We start from the raw sequence: 14,345 nt of genomic DNA, 5'->3' as shown, positions 1-14,345 counted from the left end.
GTGGCCCGGCTTCACCGGCGCCTTTACCGCTGGCTGGAGCTGGGGGCGGCCGGCGACCGCCAGGGGCGCTGGTTCGACCGGCTGCTGATCCTTCTGGTTCTGGCGGCCGTCGCCTTGGTGGCGCTGGAGACGGTTCCCTCGCTGTCGTCGGAATGGGGCGACAGTTTCGCGCTGGCCGAGTTCGTGATCGGCGCGGCCTTCCTTGCCGAATATCTCGCCCGATTGTGGGTGGCGGACCTGCATCCGCCTTATCGGAACGACACGCCCGCCGTGGCGCGGCTGCGCTATGCGTTGCAGCCGGCGGCCATCGTCGACCTGCTGGCGGTCCTGCCCTTTCTCATGGGCATCCTTCTCGTTCCCGCCGATTTCAAGGTGATGGTGATCCTGCGGCTCGCCCGTTTCTTCAAGCTGGCGCGCTACTCGCCGGCGCTGCGCTCGCTGGCCAATGCTCTGCTGTCGGAGCGCCACGCCATCGGCGCCAGCCTGCTGATCATCTTCGGCGTGGTGATGCTGGCGGCGACCGCCATGTACATGGTCGAGCGCGAGGTGCAGCCTCAGGCTTTCGGCACGATTCCCGACGCGGTCTGGTGGGCGATGACCACGGTCACGACGGTCGGATATGGCGACGTGGTTCCGGTGACCCCGGCCGGCAAGATGCTGGGCGGGGTGGTGATGCTGCTCGGCTACGGGCTGCTGGCCTTGCCGGTCGGCATCGTCGCGACCGCCTTCGCGCGGGAGATCCATTCGCGCGATTTCGCCGTGAGCTGGGGCATGGTCGCCCGGGTACCGCTGTTCCAGGACCTGCGGGCGGCGGATATCGCGGAGATCGCCCGCCTGCTGCGCGGCCAGTCCGTGGCGGCCGGCCAGGTGATCAGTCGGCGCGGGGATCTCGCCAGCAGCATGTTCTTCGTCGCCTCGGGCCTCATCGAGGTGACGATGGGCCAGACCCGCGCCCATCTGGAGGAGGGGGGCTTTTTCGGCGAAATGGCGGTTCTGGGCGAGCGGCGGCGCTCGGCCACGGTGACGGCGATGAGCGATGCGCAGCTGATGGTGCTGGAAGCGCAGGACCTGCGGGCGCTGATGGCCCGCAAGCCGGACCTGGCCCACCGCATCCTCGACGAGGTTCGCCGCCGGCACGATATACCTCGCGGCGATATCGTCGAGGAGGAGATCGCCGAAGCCGCCGAGATGGAGCCTCTCGAAGAAAGCGCGGACGTCGGAGACGAGGCTTTTGCGGAGACGGGCGAAACCCCGCCGGATGCGATGGCCGACACGGAGACGCTGCCGGACCTCTTTGCCGGACTGCCGGACGCGCAAGACGCCGAGAATGGCGGTGGCGAGGCGGAGGATGCCAGGCCGGACGATGGCGCCTCCGGCGCAGGGCCCGACAAACGCTGAGCCGCAGTCCGGCGCGAAGGCGTGTTCTCTCCGAAGGCTACAGGGGACAGCCGAGCAGCAGGATCCAGGCGCGTCTGCCGACCCCGTTTTGCAGGTCCCGGCCGCGGCCGATGGCGGCGGCGATCAGGCTCTTGGCCCGGCGCACGGTCCGGGCCAGGGCGGGCCGGTGCCGGAGCCAGAGGCGAAGGGCGATCCGCGTGCGGCAGGCCGCAAGACAGGCCGTGCCGCGCAGGGTCGCGGGAACGCCGAGCGTCTTGATCACGCGATGGCGGCCGCCGAAGCGGTCCTTGTAGCCATAGCTGCCGGCGCCGAAGTCGTAGAGCGCAAAGCCGTGGCGTTTGCCCCATTCGATCTCGAGGATCGTGGCGATCAGGCCGGGCGAGTGCTTGCGATAGGGGCCTTCGTCGAGCGAGCACAGGACGCCCGTGACGACGCCCTGATGACACAGGCAGTAGCTGGTCGCCAGCCACGTGTCGCCGACCCGCAAGCCGAGCAGCAGGACCCGCCCGTCCTTGCATCCGCTCATCGCCAGGCGGCGGTAATGGGCGAAGACCGCCGGATCCTGGAAGAGGTCAGGAATGCCCTGGGCCGACATGCGCTTCCGGCGCTGGCGGGCCATGACGCCGAGGATCTGGTCGATCTCGCAAGCGGTCGTGGCTTCGACGATCTCGAAGCCCGGCAGCTTTTCCAGCCGCGTGCGCTGCTTTGCCATCTTCGGATAGACGGAGTGGTTCCTCTGCGCCCGCTCCAGGCTGTCCGGGTCGAGCTCGATGCGCGAGGCACCTTCCCCGATCTCGATGAGCCGGCCGTCGGTCCACAGCGGATTCGGCACGCCGCGATATTCGCGGATCACCTTGGAAAACAGCAGGATATCGTGCGGCGGCAGCGCGGCGGCGAAGGCCTGGCGCATGGCGGCAAAACTCTGCGGATCGGTGCAGGCCTTCGGATCGACCAGCGGAAAGTGATAGTCGACGATGCCGTAGTCGAGAAACTCGAGGCGGCGCACGCCGAAAACCGTGTCGGCGAGCAGCGGCACGATCATCAAGGGGGCGCCCGTCTGCCCGTCGTCGATCGCGATATAGAGCGGCGCGCCCGGCCGCTCGGGCGTCAGCCCGTCCTCCATGGAGCGGGCGAAATCGAGGCTGAGGAAACCGGTCGTGCAACCGCTTTCCTCCAGCTTCGTCCATCGCTCGACGAGGCCGGGATCGTGGATGGTATCGAAGCGACGGGCGACCGGCCGGCCGGCATGCGCCATGGGGTCAGCCTCCCTTGGCGGACTGGAGCAGGCGCTTGGCAAGGCCGGACTTGCGGCAGGCATAGCCGAAGGCCGCCTTGCCCCAGAAGCCGGCGCCGCTGGTGGCGCGCGAACGCGGCCGCAGGCCAAGACCGTGGCGCAGCACGCCATTGGCATAGTTGACCGCGAAATGCCGGCGTGTCTTCGGCGTGTGGTACTCCACCGTCGCCGACACGTTGAGGCTGTCGGCATTGACGACCCGGTGCGGCCAGTTCAGCGGCCAGAACAGGGCGGTGCCCGGAGTCAGGTCGATGACCGTTGCAGCCTCGTCGTAGGCGGGGTCGTAGCTGATCTCCTCGGCGGTGACTGCTGTCACCACGCGCTCCAGTTCCTCCGGCTTCAGATAGGGTTCGTGGCCGGGATAGAGCCAGATGCGCTTTTCGCCGCGGATGTGGATCAGCCCCTGGCCCGGCACGTCGGCATGGTAGTAGACGCGGGCGCGGGGCGAGGAAATCAGGATGCCGATCTGGCGGCTGTAGCTGGCCGGGCCCGGTACGGCCGCGTCGATCTGGTCCATGATGTCGTCGATCAGCGCCTGGTAGCGCGCATCGCGCCCGCCGACATGGCCGATATTCACCCACAGCGCGCCGCTGCGCACCGCATCGAACAGGCCCTGCGGGTCATCGGGGGAGATGTCGCTCGCCCGCCAGCGGCTCTTGTCCTCGACGCTGGTGTCCATCGTGGCGATTTCGCGCACGGCGTCCGGGTTGTTGGCGACGAGCTCGGTCAGGGCCTCGTCCGAGAACAGCGGGTTGTCAGGGAGGTCGTGCGTGACGCGGACGATCTCCCTGTCCCAGATCTCCGTGATGTTTTCCGGCAATCCGAGTTTCGTCATTGCTCCCCTCTCCAGCTACGACTTTCGTACAAGATGCCGCGCACAGGTGAAGATGGGTTCAATCCGGCAGATTGGGCCACGGATATCACGTCAATTTATCGTGTTGGTAAACAAGGACTTGTCGCGCTTACGGCAGCAGACCTTGCGGGATGTTGCGATAGAGCGGGTTGCCGTCCCAAAAGGCGTCGGTCGGGCCGACGGCATAATCGACGATGTTCCAGCGGCCATTGGCACGCACGAGAAGAGCGAAGGTGCGCAGGCCGTCCATGTACTCCGCGTCCTCGCCATAGATCGTCTTGGCCGGGTCGATCTGCGCGCCGCCGGGGTGCTGCGGGTCGAGAATGGCGAAGGCCCAGTCGCCGGAGACCTGCAGGCGATCCACCACGAACTGCACCGGACCGCCGACGCGCACCTCGACCAGCGGCCGGACCGCATCCATCAGCGCCGCGCGCTCGGGCGTGCCGCGGGCCGGTTCGTAGGCGCCTTGCGCGGCGGCGGGGAGGGGAAGGGCAAGGGCGACGAGGGTGAGGATGGCAGCGGCCAGCCGGGTAAGCGCGGGAGTGCGAGCAATCATCGGGACAAGGACTCCTGACGGGAATGATGAAGCCATGCTAGCGGGTTGGGCGCCTCACGTCGCGGTCCGCATGCCGGGCAACCCGGCAAAACACCTCTGAAAATGCAAAAAGGCGCCCGCAAGGGACGCCTTTCGCGAAGTCGCCGGCAGCCCGTCGTTCGGGCTGCCGGTCAGGCGGCTGCTCAGGCAGCCATCGCCTTCTTCAGGTTCTCGTCGATCTTGTCGAGGAAACCGTTGGTGGTCAGCCACTTCTGGTCCGGGCCGACGAGCAGCGCCAGGTCCTTGGTCATGTGACCGGACTCGACGGTGTCGATGCAGACCTTCTCCAGGGTCGCGGCGAAGTTCGCCAGCTCCTTGTTGTCGTCGAGCTTGGCACGGTGTGCAAGGCCACGGGTCCAGGCGAAGATCGACGCGATCGGGTTGGTCGAGGTCTCCTCGCCGCGCTGGTGCTGGCGATAGTGACGGGTCACGGTGCCGTGGGCGGCTTCCGCTTCCACCGTCTGGCCGTCCGGGGTCATCAGGACCGAGGTCATCAGGCCGAGCGAGCCGAAGCCCTGGGCAACGATGTCGGACTGGACGTCGCCGTCGTAGTTCTTGCAGGCCCAGACGTAGCCGCCCGACCACTTCAGCGCGGCGGCGACCATGTCGTCGATCAGGCGGTGCTCGTACCAGATCTTCTTGGCTTCGAAGGCCGACTTGAACTCGGCGTCGTACACTTCCTGGAAGATATCCTTGAAGCGCCCGTCATAGGCCTTGAGGATGGTGTTCTTGGTCGACAGGTAGCACGGCACGCTGCGCTGCAGGGCGTAGTTCATCGAAGCGCGGGCAAAATCGCGGATCGAATCGTCGAGGTTGTACATCGCCATGGCGACGCCGGAGGAGGGCGCGTCGAACACTTCGTGCTCGATGGTGGTGCCGTCCTCGCCGACGAACTTGACCGTCAGCTTGCCCTTGCCCGGGAACTTGAAGTCGGTGGCGCGGTACTGGTCGCCGAAGGCGTGACGGCCGACGATGATCGGCTGGGTCCAGCCCGGCACCAGGCGCGGGACGTTCTGCATGATGATCGGCTCGCGGAAGATCACGCCGCCGAGGATGTTGCGGATCGTGCCGTTCGGCGAACGCCACATCTTCTTGAGGTTGAATTCCTCGACGCGGGCCTCGTCCGGGGTGATCGTGGCGCACTTCACGCCGACGCCGTACTTCTTGATGGCATTGGCCGCGTCGACGGTGATCTGGTCGTCCGTCTCGTCGCGCTTCTCGATCGAAAGGTCGTAGTACTTCAGGTCGATGTCGAGATAGGGATGGATCAGCTTGTCCTTGATGAACTGCCAGATGATCCTGGTCATCTCGTCGCCGTCGAGTTCGACGACCGGATTGACTACCTTAATCTTCGCCATGTGCAGATGACCTCGCGTCTTGGGTGGCTTGCGCGTGTGATGCGCCGATACGTCCGGCCCTGCCGGGCGCCTGCCGTTGCCGGTTGGCGCCGCCGGACGCAGGGACCGCGCGGCCCCTATAGCAAAGGGCCGGCAAAACGGAAAGCCAGCCATTCGTCAATCGTGCGCCGTGCGGCTGGAAACCATATCAAGCGATGCAACCTTCTACGGCTTGCGAGAAGTGCCTATTCGTCGCATATCTCCTTGTCAAAGATTCGGAGGGTGACGGTGCAGGTGGACCGGATACAGGGACCGAGGAACGGCTGGATCGCTGCCGGCCGCAAGGGTCTGAGCCGTCTCGTCGCGGCGCTCGGGCTCCTGGCCGGCCTCGTGCTGCTGCCTGGCCTTGGCGCAGCGCGCGCTCACGACCAGACGCTGCTTGTCGTGAGCGGGGCGATCGAGGGCGGGGGACCGGTCAGCTTCACCCGCGGTGAGCTGATGGCGCTCGGCATGAAGTCGATCACCACCGAAACGCCCTGGATGGCCGAGGAAACCCTGTTCGAGGGACCGCTGCTTCGCGATCTGCTGGAGCGGGTGGGCGCGCAGGGCGACCGGATCGAGGCGGTGGCGCTCAACAACTACCGGGTCGAGATCCCGATTTCCGACGCGGCCAGCTACGACGTGATTCTGGCCATGCGGGTGGACGGCAAGGACATGAGCATCCGCGACCGCGGGCCGCTTTGGCTGATCTATCCCTGGTCGGGTCACGACGAGCTGCGACAGGAGCTCTACTACTCCCGTGCGATCTGGCAGATCCGCGAAATCATAGTAGTGGATTCACGATCTCGATAGTTCTGGTTGAAATCAGCCTTTCCTCGCCTGTTTCCCGGCTGTAAGCTTCACGACTGGCCCTGCGTCATGCGCGGGCGAGCGAGACGGGAGCGAGACGGCGGCCATGGATCTCAGCGCAAGATGGGTGCGGACGCTTTACGTGTTTCTGATGATCGGGGTCACCATCATCAGCGCGTCGCTTTTCTTCGTGGTCTCGACGCTCAATCGCCAGAACAGCGAGGACCGCTCCGAATACCGTCAGAGCCTGATCTGGTACACGGCCCAGCTGGGGGTCGAGTATCAGGACCTGATGCATGCGCTCAACAAGATGATCGTCCATGATGGAGGCGCGCTCAACAGCCAGGAAGTGACCTCGCGGTTCGACATCCTGTGGAGCCGTGCCATGCGGCTCGATGAGGGCGAGGCGGGTCATGAGCTGGTGCGGGTCAACGGCTCGGTGCCGTTGATGGGCGAGCTGGAGGCGGTGCTGCGCGCCGCCGATCCCCTGATGCCGTCCATCGCCGCGGGCGACGTTCTGGCCGCGCGCAAGCTGCGCAGCGACTTCCTCGGTCTGCAGGCGACCATCGATTCGTTCCGCTCCGCCGTTTACCGACTGCAGCTCGATGCCGCCTCGCGCCAGCGGGCGGCGCTGAAGCGCACGGTGGACCTTGTGCTGGCGCTGATCGTCGGCCTGCTGGTTGCCGGTGTGTCCATGGGGTTGCTGCTGCTGCGCGACCGCAGCCGGCTGATGCGGCTGCAGACGCAGCTGGAGAAGCGCGTGGCCGAGCGCACCAGCGAGCTGGCGCAGGCCAATGCCGACCTTCTTGCCGCCAACGAGCGGCTGACCCAGTTCAACAATCTCGCCTCGCACGACCTCAAGGAGCCGGTGCGCAAGATCACCGTGTTCAGCGACCTCCTGCTGGAGGGCGTCGCCAACAAGGACCGCGAGACCATCGATTACGCGGCCAATGTGATGAAGGCCTCGGCCGGGCGGGCGAAGACGCTGATCTCCAACCTGCTGAACTATTCGGCGGCCTCCGATCGCGAACTGTCGCATGAAGCGGTGCCTCTGGAGCAGCTGGTCGAGCGCGTCCGCGACAGCCTGTCCGAGCTGATCCGCGAGAACGGGGCTCAGGTCGTGCTGCATCACCCCGATGCGGTGCTCTCGGGCGATGCGGTATTCCTGGAGCAGCTGTTCCAGAACCTGATCGGCAATGCCATCAAGTTCAGTCATCCCGACCGGCCGCCGGTCGTCGAGGTGCTGGCAGAACGGCTCGGCAACGGGGCGACCGCCGGCATCGTCATCCGCGACAATGGCATCGGCTTCGACATGCAGCACAAGGCGCAGGTGTTCGAACCCTTCCGCCGGCTGCATTCGCGCGACCGCTATGCCGGCACGGGCATGGGCCTTGCCATCTGCCAGGCGATTGCCCGCCGCCACGGCTGGGACATCGATGCGGTGAGCGAGCCGGGCCGCGGCTCGGAGTTCCGCATCGACTTCATGCCCGGCGTGGCGCGCCTGCCGAACATGGTGGAGGCCGCCGAATAACCGCTATTGGCGGCTTGTCGGCGACCTCCCGATCCTCATCTCACTTCGTTCGTTATCGTACCGGCCTCTGCCGTCTCAGGACGAGAGGCGCTTGCCGATGGTGCGTGCGGCGAGCGCAATCGCGATGAAGCTCCAGCCGTTGATCAGCACGGAGACGCCGGCGAGCAGTCCGAGCACCCAGACGGCGGAGGAGGGGAACTCGAACCAGATGCACAGGCCGGCGAGCACCGAGATGATGCCGGCGAACATCACCCAGCCCCAGCCGTCATGCGGACGGACCTTCAGCGCCAGCAGTACCTGGGCGATGCCCTGCGCCAGCAGGATCGCGGCGACGACCAGCGTCAGCGCGGCCGCGCCCACCATCGGATTGACATAGACGGCGATGCCGCCGGCCAGCGCGATGGCGCCGGTCGCGATGTTCCAGATGAAGCCGCCCCAGCCGGGAACGGAGAAGGCGTGCCAGATCTGCACCGCGCCGGCGATGGCGAAGACGATGGCGATGACCAGCGTCACGGCGATGGAGCTGGCGAGCGGCAGCGCGATCATCAGCATGCCGCCGATGAGAAGCACGATCCCGAGGGCGAGGAACCAGCCCCACTTCTGGCGGACGGCTTCGGTGATGGGCAGGGAGGGGGCGTCGGTCATGGCGGGATCCTGTCGTGGGATGCGCAAAAAGAGGCGGGGCGTGGCCCTGCCGTCGGCGGAGCGCGGGAAGATGCGGGGGCGGGGCGCGCGCGAGAGCCCTGCCAGCGGGCATTTTCGCTCCGAAAGTGTGACGTTATCGCAAGCGGGGGGAGGCTTCGACGGAATTTTTGCCCTTGCCGGCGGAGGAGGGTCGGCAAGCGCTGGAAAAGCCGGACAATCTGGGATATCTCGCGCGCCATGACACGCAACGCCACCATCGACCCGGCGGCCAGGGTCCTCGACCTGCCCCCGCCCTGCATCATCCTGTGCGAGCCGCAGCTCGGCGAGAACATCGGCACGGCTGCCCGCGCCATGGCCAATTTCGGCCTGCGCGACCTGCGCCTGGTCAATCCGCGCGACGGCTGGCCGAGCGAGAAGGCACGGGCGGCGGCCAGCCGCGCCGACCACGTGATCGAGGCCGTGCAGGTGTTCGACAGCGTCGAGGCGGCGATTGCCGATCTCGGCTTCGTCTTCGCCACCACGGCGCGCTCGCGCGAGATCGCCAAGCCCGTGCGGGGCCCGGACGAGGCGGCGGTGACGACGACCCGGCTCGGCGCCAGCGGCACCCGCACCGGCTATCTCTTCGGCCGCGAGCGCTGGGGCCTCAACAACGACGAGGTGGCGCTTGCCGACGAGATCGTCACCCTGCCGGTCGACCCGGACTTCGCCTCGCTCAACATCGCCCAGGCCGTCCTGGTCTGCGCCTACGAATGGCGGCTGAAGGCGAATGACGGGGCGCTGCCCTTCCGTCTCGACGAGGAGCAGAACCCGCCGGCCAGCAAGGAAGACCTCGTGCGCCTGTTCGAGCATCTGGAAGGCGCGCTCGACACGGTGAACTTCTTCCGCCCGGTGGAGAAGCGCCCGTCGATCGTCCGCAACCTGCGCAACATCCTTCAAAAAGCCTCACTCACCGATCAGGAAGTGAAGACCCTGCGCGGGGTGGTGGCGGCGCTCGAAGGCCGCGCGACCCGCCCGCGGGGCTGATGCGCGGGCAAATTGGCCCGCCCGTGTCCTGATCCGGGGGAAGGCATGGCGGAACCGGCTCCGGTCCTCGTTTTCGACAGCGGTATCGGCGGCATCACGGTCGCCCGCGAGATCCGGCGGCTGATGCCGGGCCTGCCGCTGGTCTATGCGGCGGACGATGCCGGCTTTCCCTATGGCGCCTGGCAGGCCGAGGCGCTCACACGCCACTGCACCGATGTGGTGACACGACTTGCCGGCGAGCTGCACCCGGCGGCGGTGGTCATTGCCTGCAATACGGCCTCGACCCTGGTCCTCCCGCCCCTGCGGGCTGCTCTCGACATTCCCGTCGTCGGCACCGTGCCGGCGATCAAGCCGGCGGCGGAGCGCACGCGCTCGGGCCTCGTCAGCGTGCTGGCAACGCCCGGCACGGTCACGCGCGACTACACGTTCGACCTGATCCACCGCTTCGCGCCGGATGTTGCGATCACTTTGGTGGGGGCGCGGCAGCTTGCCGGCCTTGCCGAGGAGGCCTTGCTGCGCGGGCATCTCGATCCGGCGGTGCTGGCGGCCGAGATCGCTCCCTGTTTCGTGGAAAAGAACGGCCGGCGCACCGATGTGGTGGTGCTTGCCTGCACGCATTTCCCGCTGCTGGCGCCGCGCATGGCGCAGATCGCGCCCTGGCCGGTGGACTGGCTCGATCCGGCGCCCGCCATCGCCCGGCGCCTGCGCGACGTTCTGCTCGCCAGCGGGGCGGCGACCGGCGAGGAGGGCGCTGGCGCGCCGGCGCGGGCGCTTGCCACCTCGGGCCGCGACCTGTCTGCGGTGCTGGAGCTGCTTTCGGCGGAAACGCTGGCGATTTCCGGCCAGGAGGCGGCATCGAGCGTTTGACTCGAAGACGGCTTTGGAGTAGGCATCCTCTCGCTTTGCGGGCCCAGTCGGCCCGCTTTGCATTTCACGCTACCGTGGAGCCCCGCGCCGGCGCTGTTGGCCGGGGATCCTGTCGCCTGATTTTCCAATTACGGGAAATGAGGAGAGGAGGTCGCGTTTCCTTGCAAGAATGCAAACACAACGAGGGAACCGCGCATGTCGAAGCGCCATGGTGTAAAGTACAAGATTGACCGCCGGATGGGCGAAAACATCTGGGGTCGTCCGAAGTCTCCGGCCAACCGCCGCGAGTACGGCCCGGGCCAGCACGGCCAGCGCCGCAAGGGCAAGCTCTCCGACTTCGGCGTGCAGCTGCGCGCCAAGCAGAAGCTCAAGGGCTACTACGGCAACATCTCCGAGAAGCAGTTCCACAAGATCTACGTGGAAGCCTCGCGGATGAAGGGTGACACCTCGGAGAACCTGATCGGCCTGCTCGAGCGCCGTCTCGACGCGGTGATCTACCGCGCGAAGTTCGTTCCGACCGTCTTCGCCGCCCGCCAGTTCATCAACCACGGTCACGTCAAGGTCAACGGCCGCCGCGTCAACATCGCGAGCTACCGTTGCAACCCGGGCGACCTGATCGAGGTTCGCGAGAAGTCGCGTCAGCTCGTCACCGTGCTCGAGTCAGTCCAGCTGGCGGAGCGCGATGTGCCGGACTACGTCACCGCCGACCACAGCAAGATGACCGCGACCTTCTCGCGCGTCCCGACGCTGAGCGACGTGCCGTACCCGGTTCAGATGGAGCCGAACCTCATCGTCGAGTTCTACTCGCGTTGATTTTTTGACAAGGACCGCCAGGCCTTTGAGGGGCGCGCCATCGGCGCGCCCCTTTGTTTTTACGCCCCTTGTTTTCCGGGCGCGGTGATTCCCTTCTCCATCGCTCCCGGCATCCGCATCCGCTTTCGGCTTTTCATATTCCTTGGTTCGAATATGATGTCGAAAAATGGGAGGATGCGCCGTGAGCTTTTCAAGACGTGCATTTCTGGGCGGCGGACTGGCCGCGCCGGCAACGCTTCGCACCGGACTGATTCTGACCGGGGCAGGGCTGGCCGTTCCAATGGCCGCCACACGCGCCCGTGCGGAGCCGAAGGCGCATTCCTTCCAGCTCGGCGACAGCGAGATCATCGTGCTCAGCGACGGCGGGCTGTCGCTGCCGGCCTCGACGGTTGCCTCAAACGTTCCGGAGGCCGAGCGCTCCGCCTTCCTGCAGGCGAATGGCGATGATCCGAACACACGGGCCAGCGCGCTCAACATCACCTTGATCCGCCGGGGCGATGCCCTGGTTCTGGTCGATACGGGCGCGGGGATGAACTTCTTCGAGAGCGCCGGCCAACTCGCCGACAGCTTCGACGAGGCCGGGATCGACCGCGAGGCGGTGACGCATGTGGTGTTGACCCATGGGCATCCCGATCACGTGTGGGGAATCATCGACGATTTCGACGAGACCGAGCGCTTCCCCAATGCCGGCTATCTGATCGGCGCGGCGGAATGGGATTTCTGGATGGATCCGGATTTCATCTCCGGCAATCCGGAAGAGCTGCATTCCTTCGCGCTCGGCGCGCAGCGCAATCTCGGTGCGGTGGCGGAGAAGACCGAGCGCGTCGGTGCGGACCACGTCGTCGTATCGGGTGTGACGATGATCGCGACGCCGGGCCACACGCCGGGCCACATGTCCGTTCTGGTGGAGGATGGCGGACAGCAGCTGCTGGTGCTGGGCGATGCGCTGACGCATCCGGCAGTGTCCTTCGCGCGGCCCGACTGGCAACCGAGCACCGACCAGTTGCCGGAGGTTGCGGCGGCAACGCGCAAGCAGCTGCTCGACCGCGCTGCGACCGACGAGCTGTTGCTCATCGGCTACCACCTGCCGTGGCCGGGCGTCGGCCGGGCGGAGGCCAAGGACGGCGCCTGGCGCTACGTTCCCGCCTCTTGAGATCGACGGGCCGGAGCGCCGCGCCGCTCCGGCCTGTGATCGTTCTGCCGCTCGCGGCGAAAAAAGCTTCCGATTGCTGCCGAAATCGCCGGGAGCAGCCCTTGGGGGGCGATTGGCGGTTTTTCGGTTAGACTGCTGGTGCTATGGCGAGATCCCGTGTCGCCAGCCTCCGGGTACGTCCCATGAAGATCAGCACCATCACCAATCTGGCCTATGCGGTGACGCTCCTGCTCACTGCCCTGTCCGGCATTGCCTTCATCGTGTCCGACCGTATGGCCGCGGCCGAGCGGCGCTCGGTGGAAGTGCACATGGCGCTGAACGATCTCGGCGCGCAGCTGGAGGTCGACGCCGAGTTGCGCACCGACGAGGCGCGGCTTTACGTGATGCGGGACGATCCGGCGCATCTGGCGGTCTTCGAGCGGGTGAACGAAGAGGAGCACCGGTTGGAGGCGCTGGCGCGCCAGGCCGGGAGCCTCGGGGCGAGCGGCGAGGAACTGGAGCTGCTGGAGCGGATCGCGGCGACCGTCGATCGGCTGGAGGAGATCGAGACAACCGCCGTCGAGACCTACCGCTCGGGCAACGTGCAGGCTGCGCGCGATGCCTTGTTCGGCGACGAACATTACAGCCAGCATGTGCGCCTGGTCGGCGATGTCGAGCGCTTCCGCACCATGGTGGACCAGCGCACCGGCCTCGAGCTTCAGCGGGCGCAGATCTGGGCCGACTGGCTGGGTATGATCGCCCGCGTTCTCCTCGCGCTTACGGCGGTGGTTTTCCTCGCCGTGCTCTATTTTGTGCTGCGGCGGAGGGTCTCCGTGCCGCTCACCCAGATGACCGGCATCGTCAAGCGGCTGGCGACCCAGGACTTCGCCGTCGAAGTGCCGCATGACGGGCGCAGCGACGAGATCGGCGAGCTGACCTCGGCGATCCGTGTCTTCCGGGAAAACGGGTTGGAGCGCGAGCGGCTCGACGCCGAGCGTCGCCGCGACCTGAAGATGAAGGACCTGATCCTGCAGATGATGCACCGGATGCAGGCCTGCCAGAGAGTGCCGGAGATCGCCGAGGTGGTGGGGCGCTTCTCGCCGCAGATTTTCCCCGAGCTCGGCGGTGCCCTGTTCGTGCGCAATGAAGCCAACACCGAATTGTCCCGGCTGGGGGCCTGGCAGTTGCCGGACGAGATGGCGGCGAACTTCAGCCCGGAAGAGTGCTGGGGCCTGCGCCGCGGCCAGCCGCATCACAGCACCAGCAAGCATGACGACGTGGAGTGCCGGCATCTGGCGAAGGCATCTGACTCGATCCTGTGCATTCCCCTGAGCGCCCATGGCGACACGCTCGGCCTGCTGTCCTTTGCCGACGTGTCGGGCAATCCGGGGACGATCCGCGAGTATCAGGCCTATCTCGGTATGATCGGCGAAAACGTCGCGCTGGCGGTGGCCAACCTGCAGCTGCGCGAGCGCTTGACCCGGCTGGCTGTGCGCGATCCGCTGACCGGCCTGCTCAACCGCCGGTCCCTCGACGAGGCGCTGGCGTGCTGGGCGCGCGAGGAGGGTGAGCCGGAGCTGACCTGCTTCGTGATCGATATCGACCACTTCAAGCGGTTCAACGACGAGTTCGGTCACGATGCGGGCGACACGGTGCTGCAGACCGTGGGCGGCATTCTCACCGACATCGTCGGCGACCGGGGCGTGTGCTATCGCTTCGGCGGCGAGGAGTTCGCGGTGCTGCTGCCGAAGGTCTCGAAGGAGGAGGCTTACCGGATCGCCGAGCACATCCGCACGCGCATGGCAACGCTGACGCTCTCCCATGCCGGGCGGATCCTCGGCACCATTACCGTGTCCATCGGCATGGCCGACAATCGCGGCGGCAAGAGCGTGGACACGGTGCGCAGCCGTGCCGATGCCGCGCTGTTCGCGGCCAAGGCCTCGGGCCGCAACCAGACCCTTGGCGACGAGAGTGTGGCTCTGCCCGCCGGCGAAGCCTGAGGCGCGGT

The 14,345-nt window shown here is 66.7% G+C and carries 13 protein-coding genes; 8 read left to right on the top strand and 5 right to left on the bottom strand.

Going from position 1 to position 14,345, the window contains the following annotated elements:
• Entirely contained in the window at positions 1 to 1,398 is a 1,398-nt protein-coding gene (locus ACVJ6E_RS10830) for an ion transporter (protein ID WP_208996606.1), read from the top strand.
• Between the two features lie 37 nt (positions 1,399 to 1,435).
• Here ACVJ6E_RS10830 and ACVJ6E_RS10825 read toward each other — a convergent pair whose 3' ends face one another.
• The 4 genes from ACVJ6E_RS10825 to ACVJ6E_RS10810 all read right to left on the bottom strand — a co-directional run bounded on the left by ACVJ6E_RS10825 (position 1,436) and on the right by ACVJ6E_RS10810 (position 5,498).
• Complete coding sequence (locus ACVJ6E_RS10825) at positions 1,436 to 2,653, bottom strand: GNAT family N-acetyltransferase (protein WP_158592610.1); 1,218 nt, start codon at positions 2,651 to 2,653, stop codon at positions 1,436 to 1,438.
• A 4-nt stretch (positions 2,654 to 2,657) separates the two neighbouring features.
• Positions 2,658 to 3,527 (bottom strand): cupin-like domain-containing protein, encoded by an 870-nt coding sequence (locus ACVJ6E_RS10820; RefSeq protein ID WP_120267298.1) that lies wholly within the window; start codon positions 3,525 to 3,527, stop codon positions 2,658 to 2,660.
• Positions 3,528 to 3,654: 127 nt separating this feature from the next.
• Entirely contained in the window at positions 3,655 to 4,101 is a 447-nt protein-coding gene (locus ACVJ6E_RS10815) for a hypothetical protein (RefSeq protein ID WP_120267299.1), read from the bottom strand.
• A gap of 182 nt (positions 4,102 to 4,283) precedes the next feature.
• Positions 4,284 to 5,498 carry an NADP-dependent isocitrate dehydrogenase gene (locus tag ACVJ6E_RS10810; protein WP_120267300.1) on the bottom strand — a complete coding sequence of 405 codons (1,215 nt, stop codon included), beginning with the start codon at positions 5,496 to 5,498 and terminating at the stop codon, positions 4,284 to 4,286.
• A gap of 261 nt (positions 5,499 to 5,759) precedes the next feature.
• On the opposite strand from ACVJ6E_RS10810, the gene ACVJ6E_RS10805 reads away from it, so the two are divergent.
• On the top strand, positions 5,760 to 6,329 hold the full coding sequence (locus ACVJ6E_RS10805) for a molybdopterin-dependent oxidoreductase (protein ID WP_158592611.1): 570 nt from the start codon (positions 5,760 to 5,762) through the stop codon (positions 6,327 to 6,329).
• Between the two features lie 148 nt (positions 6,330 to 6,477).
• Positions 6,478 to 7,857 carry a sensor histidine kinase gene (locus ACVJ6E_RS10800; protein ID WP_491676469.1) on the top strand — a complete coding sequence of 460 codons (1,380 nt, stop codon included), beginning with the start codon at positions 6,478 to 6,480 and terminating at the stop codon, positions 7,855 to 7,857.
• A 75-nt stretch (positions 7,858 to 7,932) separates the two neighbouring features.
• Here ACVJ6E_RS10800 and ACVJ6E_RS10795 read toward each other — a convergent pair whose 3' ends face one another.
• Positions 7,933 to 8,502: an HdeD family acid-resistance protein gene (locus ACVJ6E_RS10795; protein WP_120267303.1), complete on the bottom strand. Its 570-nt coding sequence runs from the start codon at positions 8,500 to 8,502 to the stop codon at positions 7,933 to 7,935.
• A 237-nt stretch (positions 8,503 to 8,739) separates the two neighbouring features.
• Here ACVJ6E_RS10795 and ACVJ6E_RS10790 point away from each other — a divergent pair, with 237 nt between their 5' ends.
• The 5 genes from ACVJ6E_RS10790 (at position 8,740) to ACVJ6E_RS10770 (ending at position 14,337) form a co-directional block, all read left to right on the top strand.
• Positions 8,740 to 9,525 (top strand): RNA methyltransferase, encoded by a 786-nt coding sequence (locus ACVJ6E_RS10790; RefSeq protein WP_120267304.1) that lies wholly within the window; start codon positions 8,740 to 8,742, stop codon positions 9,523 to 9,525.
• A gap of 45 nt (positions 9,526 to 9,570) precedes the next feature.
• Complete coding sequence (gene murI / locus ACVJ6E_RS10785) at positions 9,571 to 10,392, top strand: glutamate racemase (protein WP_120267305.1); 822 nt, start codon at positions 9,571 to 9,573, stop codon at positions 10,390 to 10,392.
• A gap of 195 nt (positions 10,393 to 10,587) precedes the next feature.
• Positions 10,588 to 11,205: a 30S ribosomal protein S4 gene (gene rpsD, locus ACVJ6E_RS10780; protein WP_067216920.1), complete on the top strand. Its 618-nt coding sequence runs from the start codon at positions 10,588 to 10,590 to the stop codon at positions 11,203 to 11,205.
• Positions 11,206 to 11,386: 181 nt separating this feature from the next.
• Positions 11,387 to 12,358: an MBL fold metallo-hydrolase gene (locus ACVJ6E_RS10775; protein WP_158592613.1), complete on the top strand. Its 972-nt coding sequence runs from the start codon at positions 11,387 to 11,389 to the stop codon at positions 12,356 to 12,358.
• Positions 12,359 to 12,540: 182 nt separating this feature from the next.
• Positions 12,541 to 14,337 (top strand): diguanylate cyclase, encoded by a 1,797-nt coding sequence (locus ACVJ6E_RS10770; protein WP_120267307.1) that lies wholly within the window; start codon positions 12,541 to 12,543, stop codon positions 14,335 to 14,337.
• Positions 14,338 to 14,345 lie beyond the last annotated feature (8 nt).

The organism is Stappia sp. G46H5W, from assembly GCF_058448995.1.
This window is presented reverse-complemented; position numbering and strand designations above follow the sequence as displayed.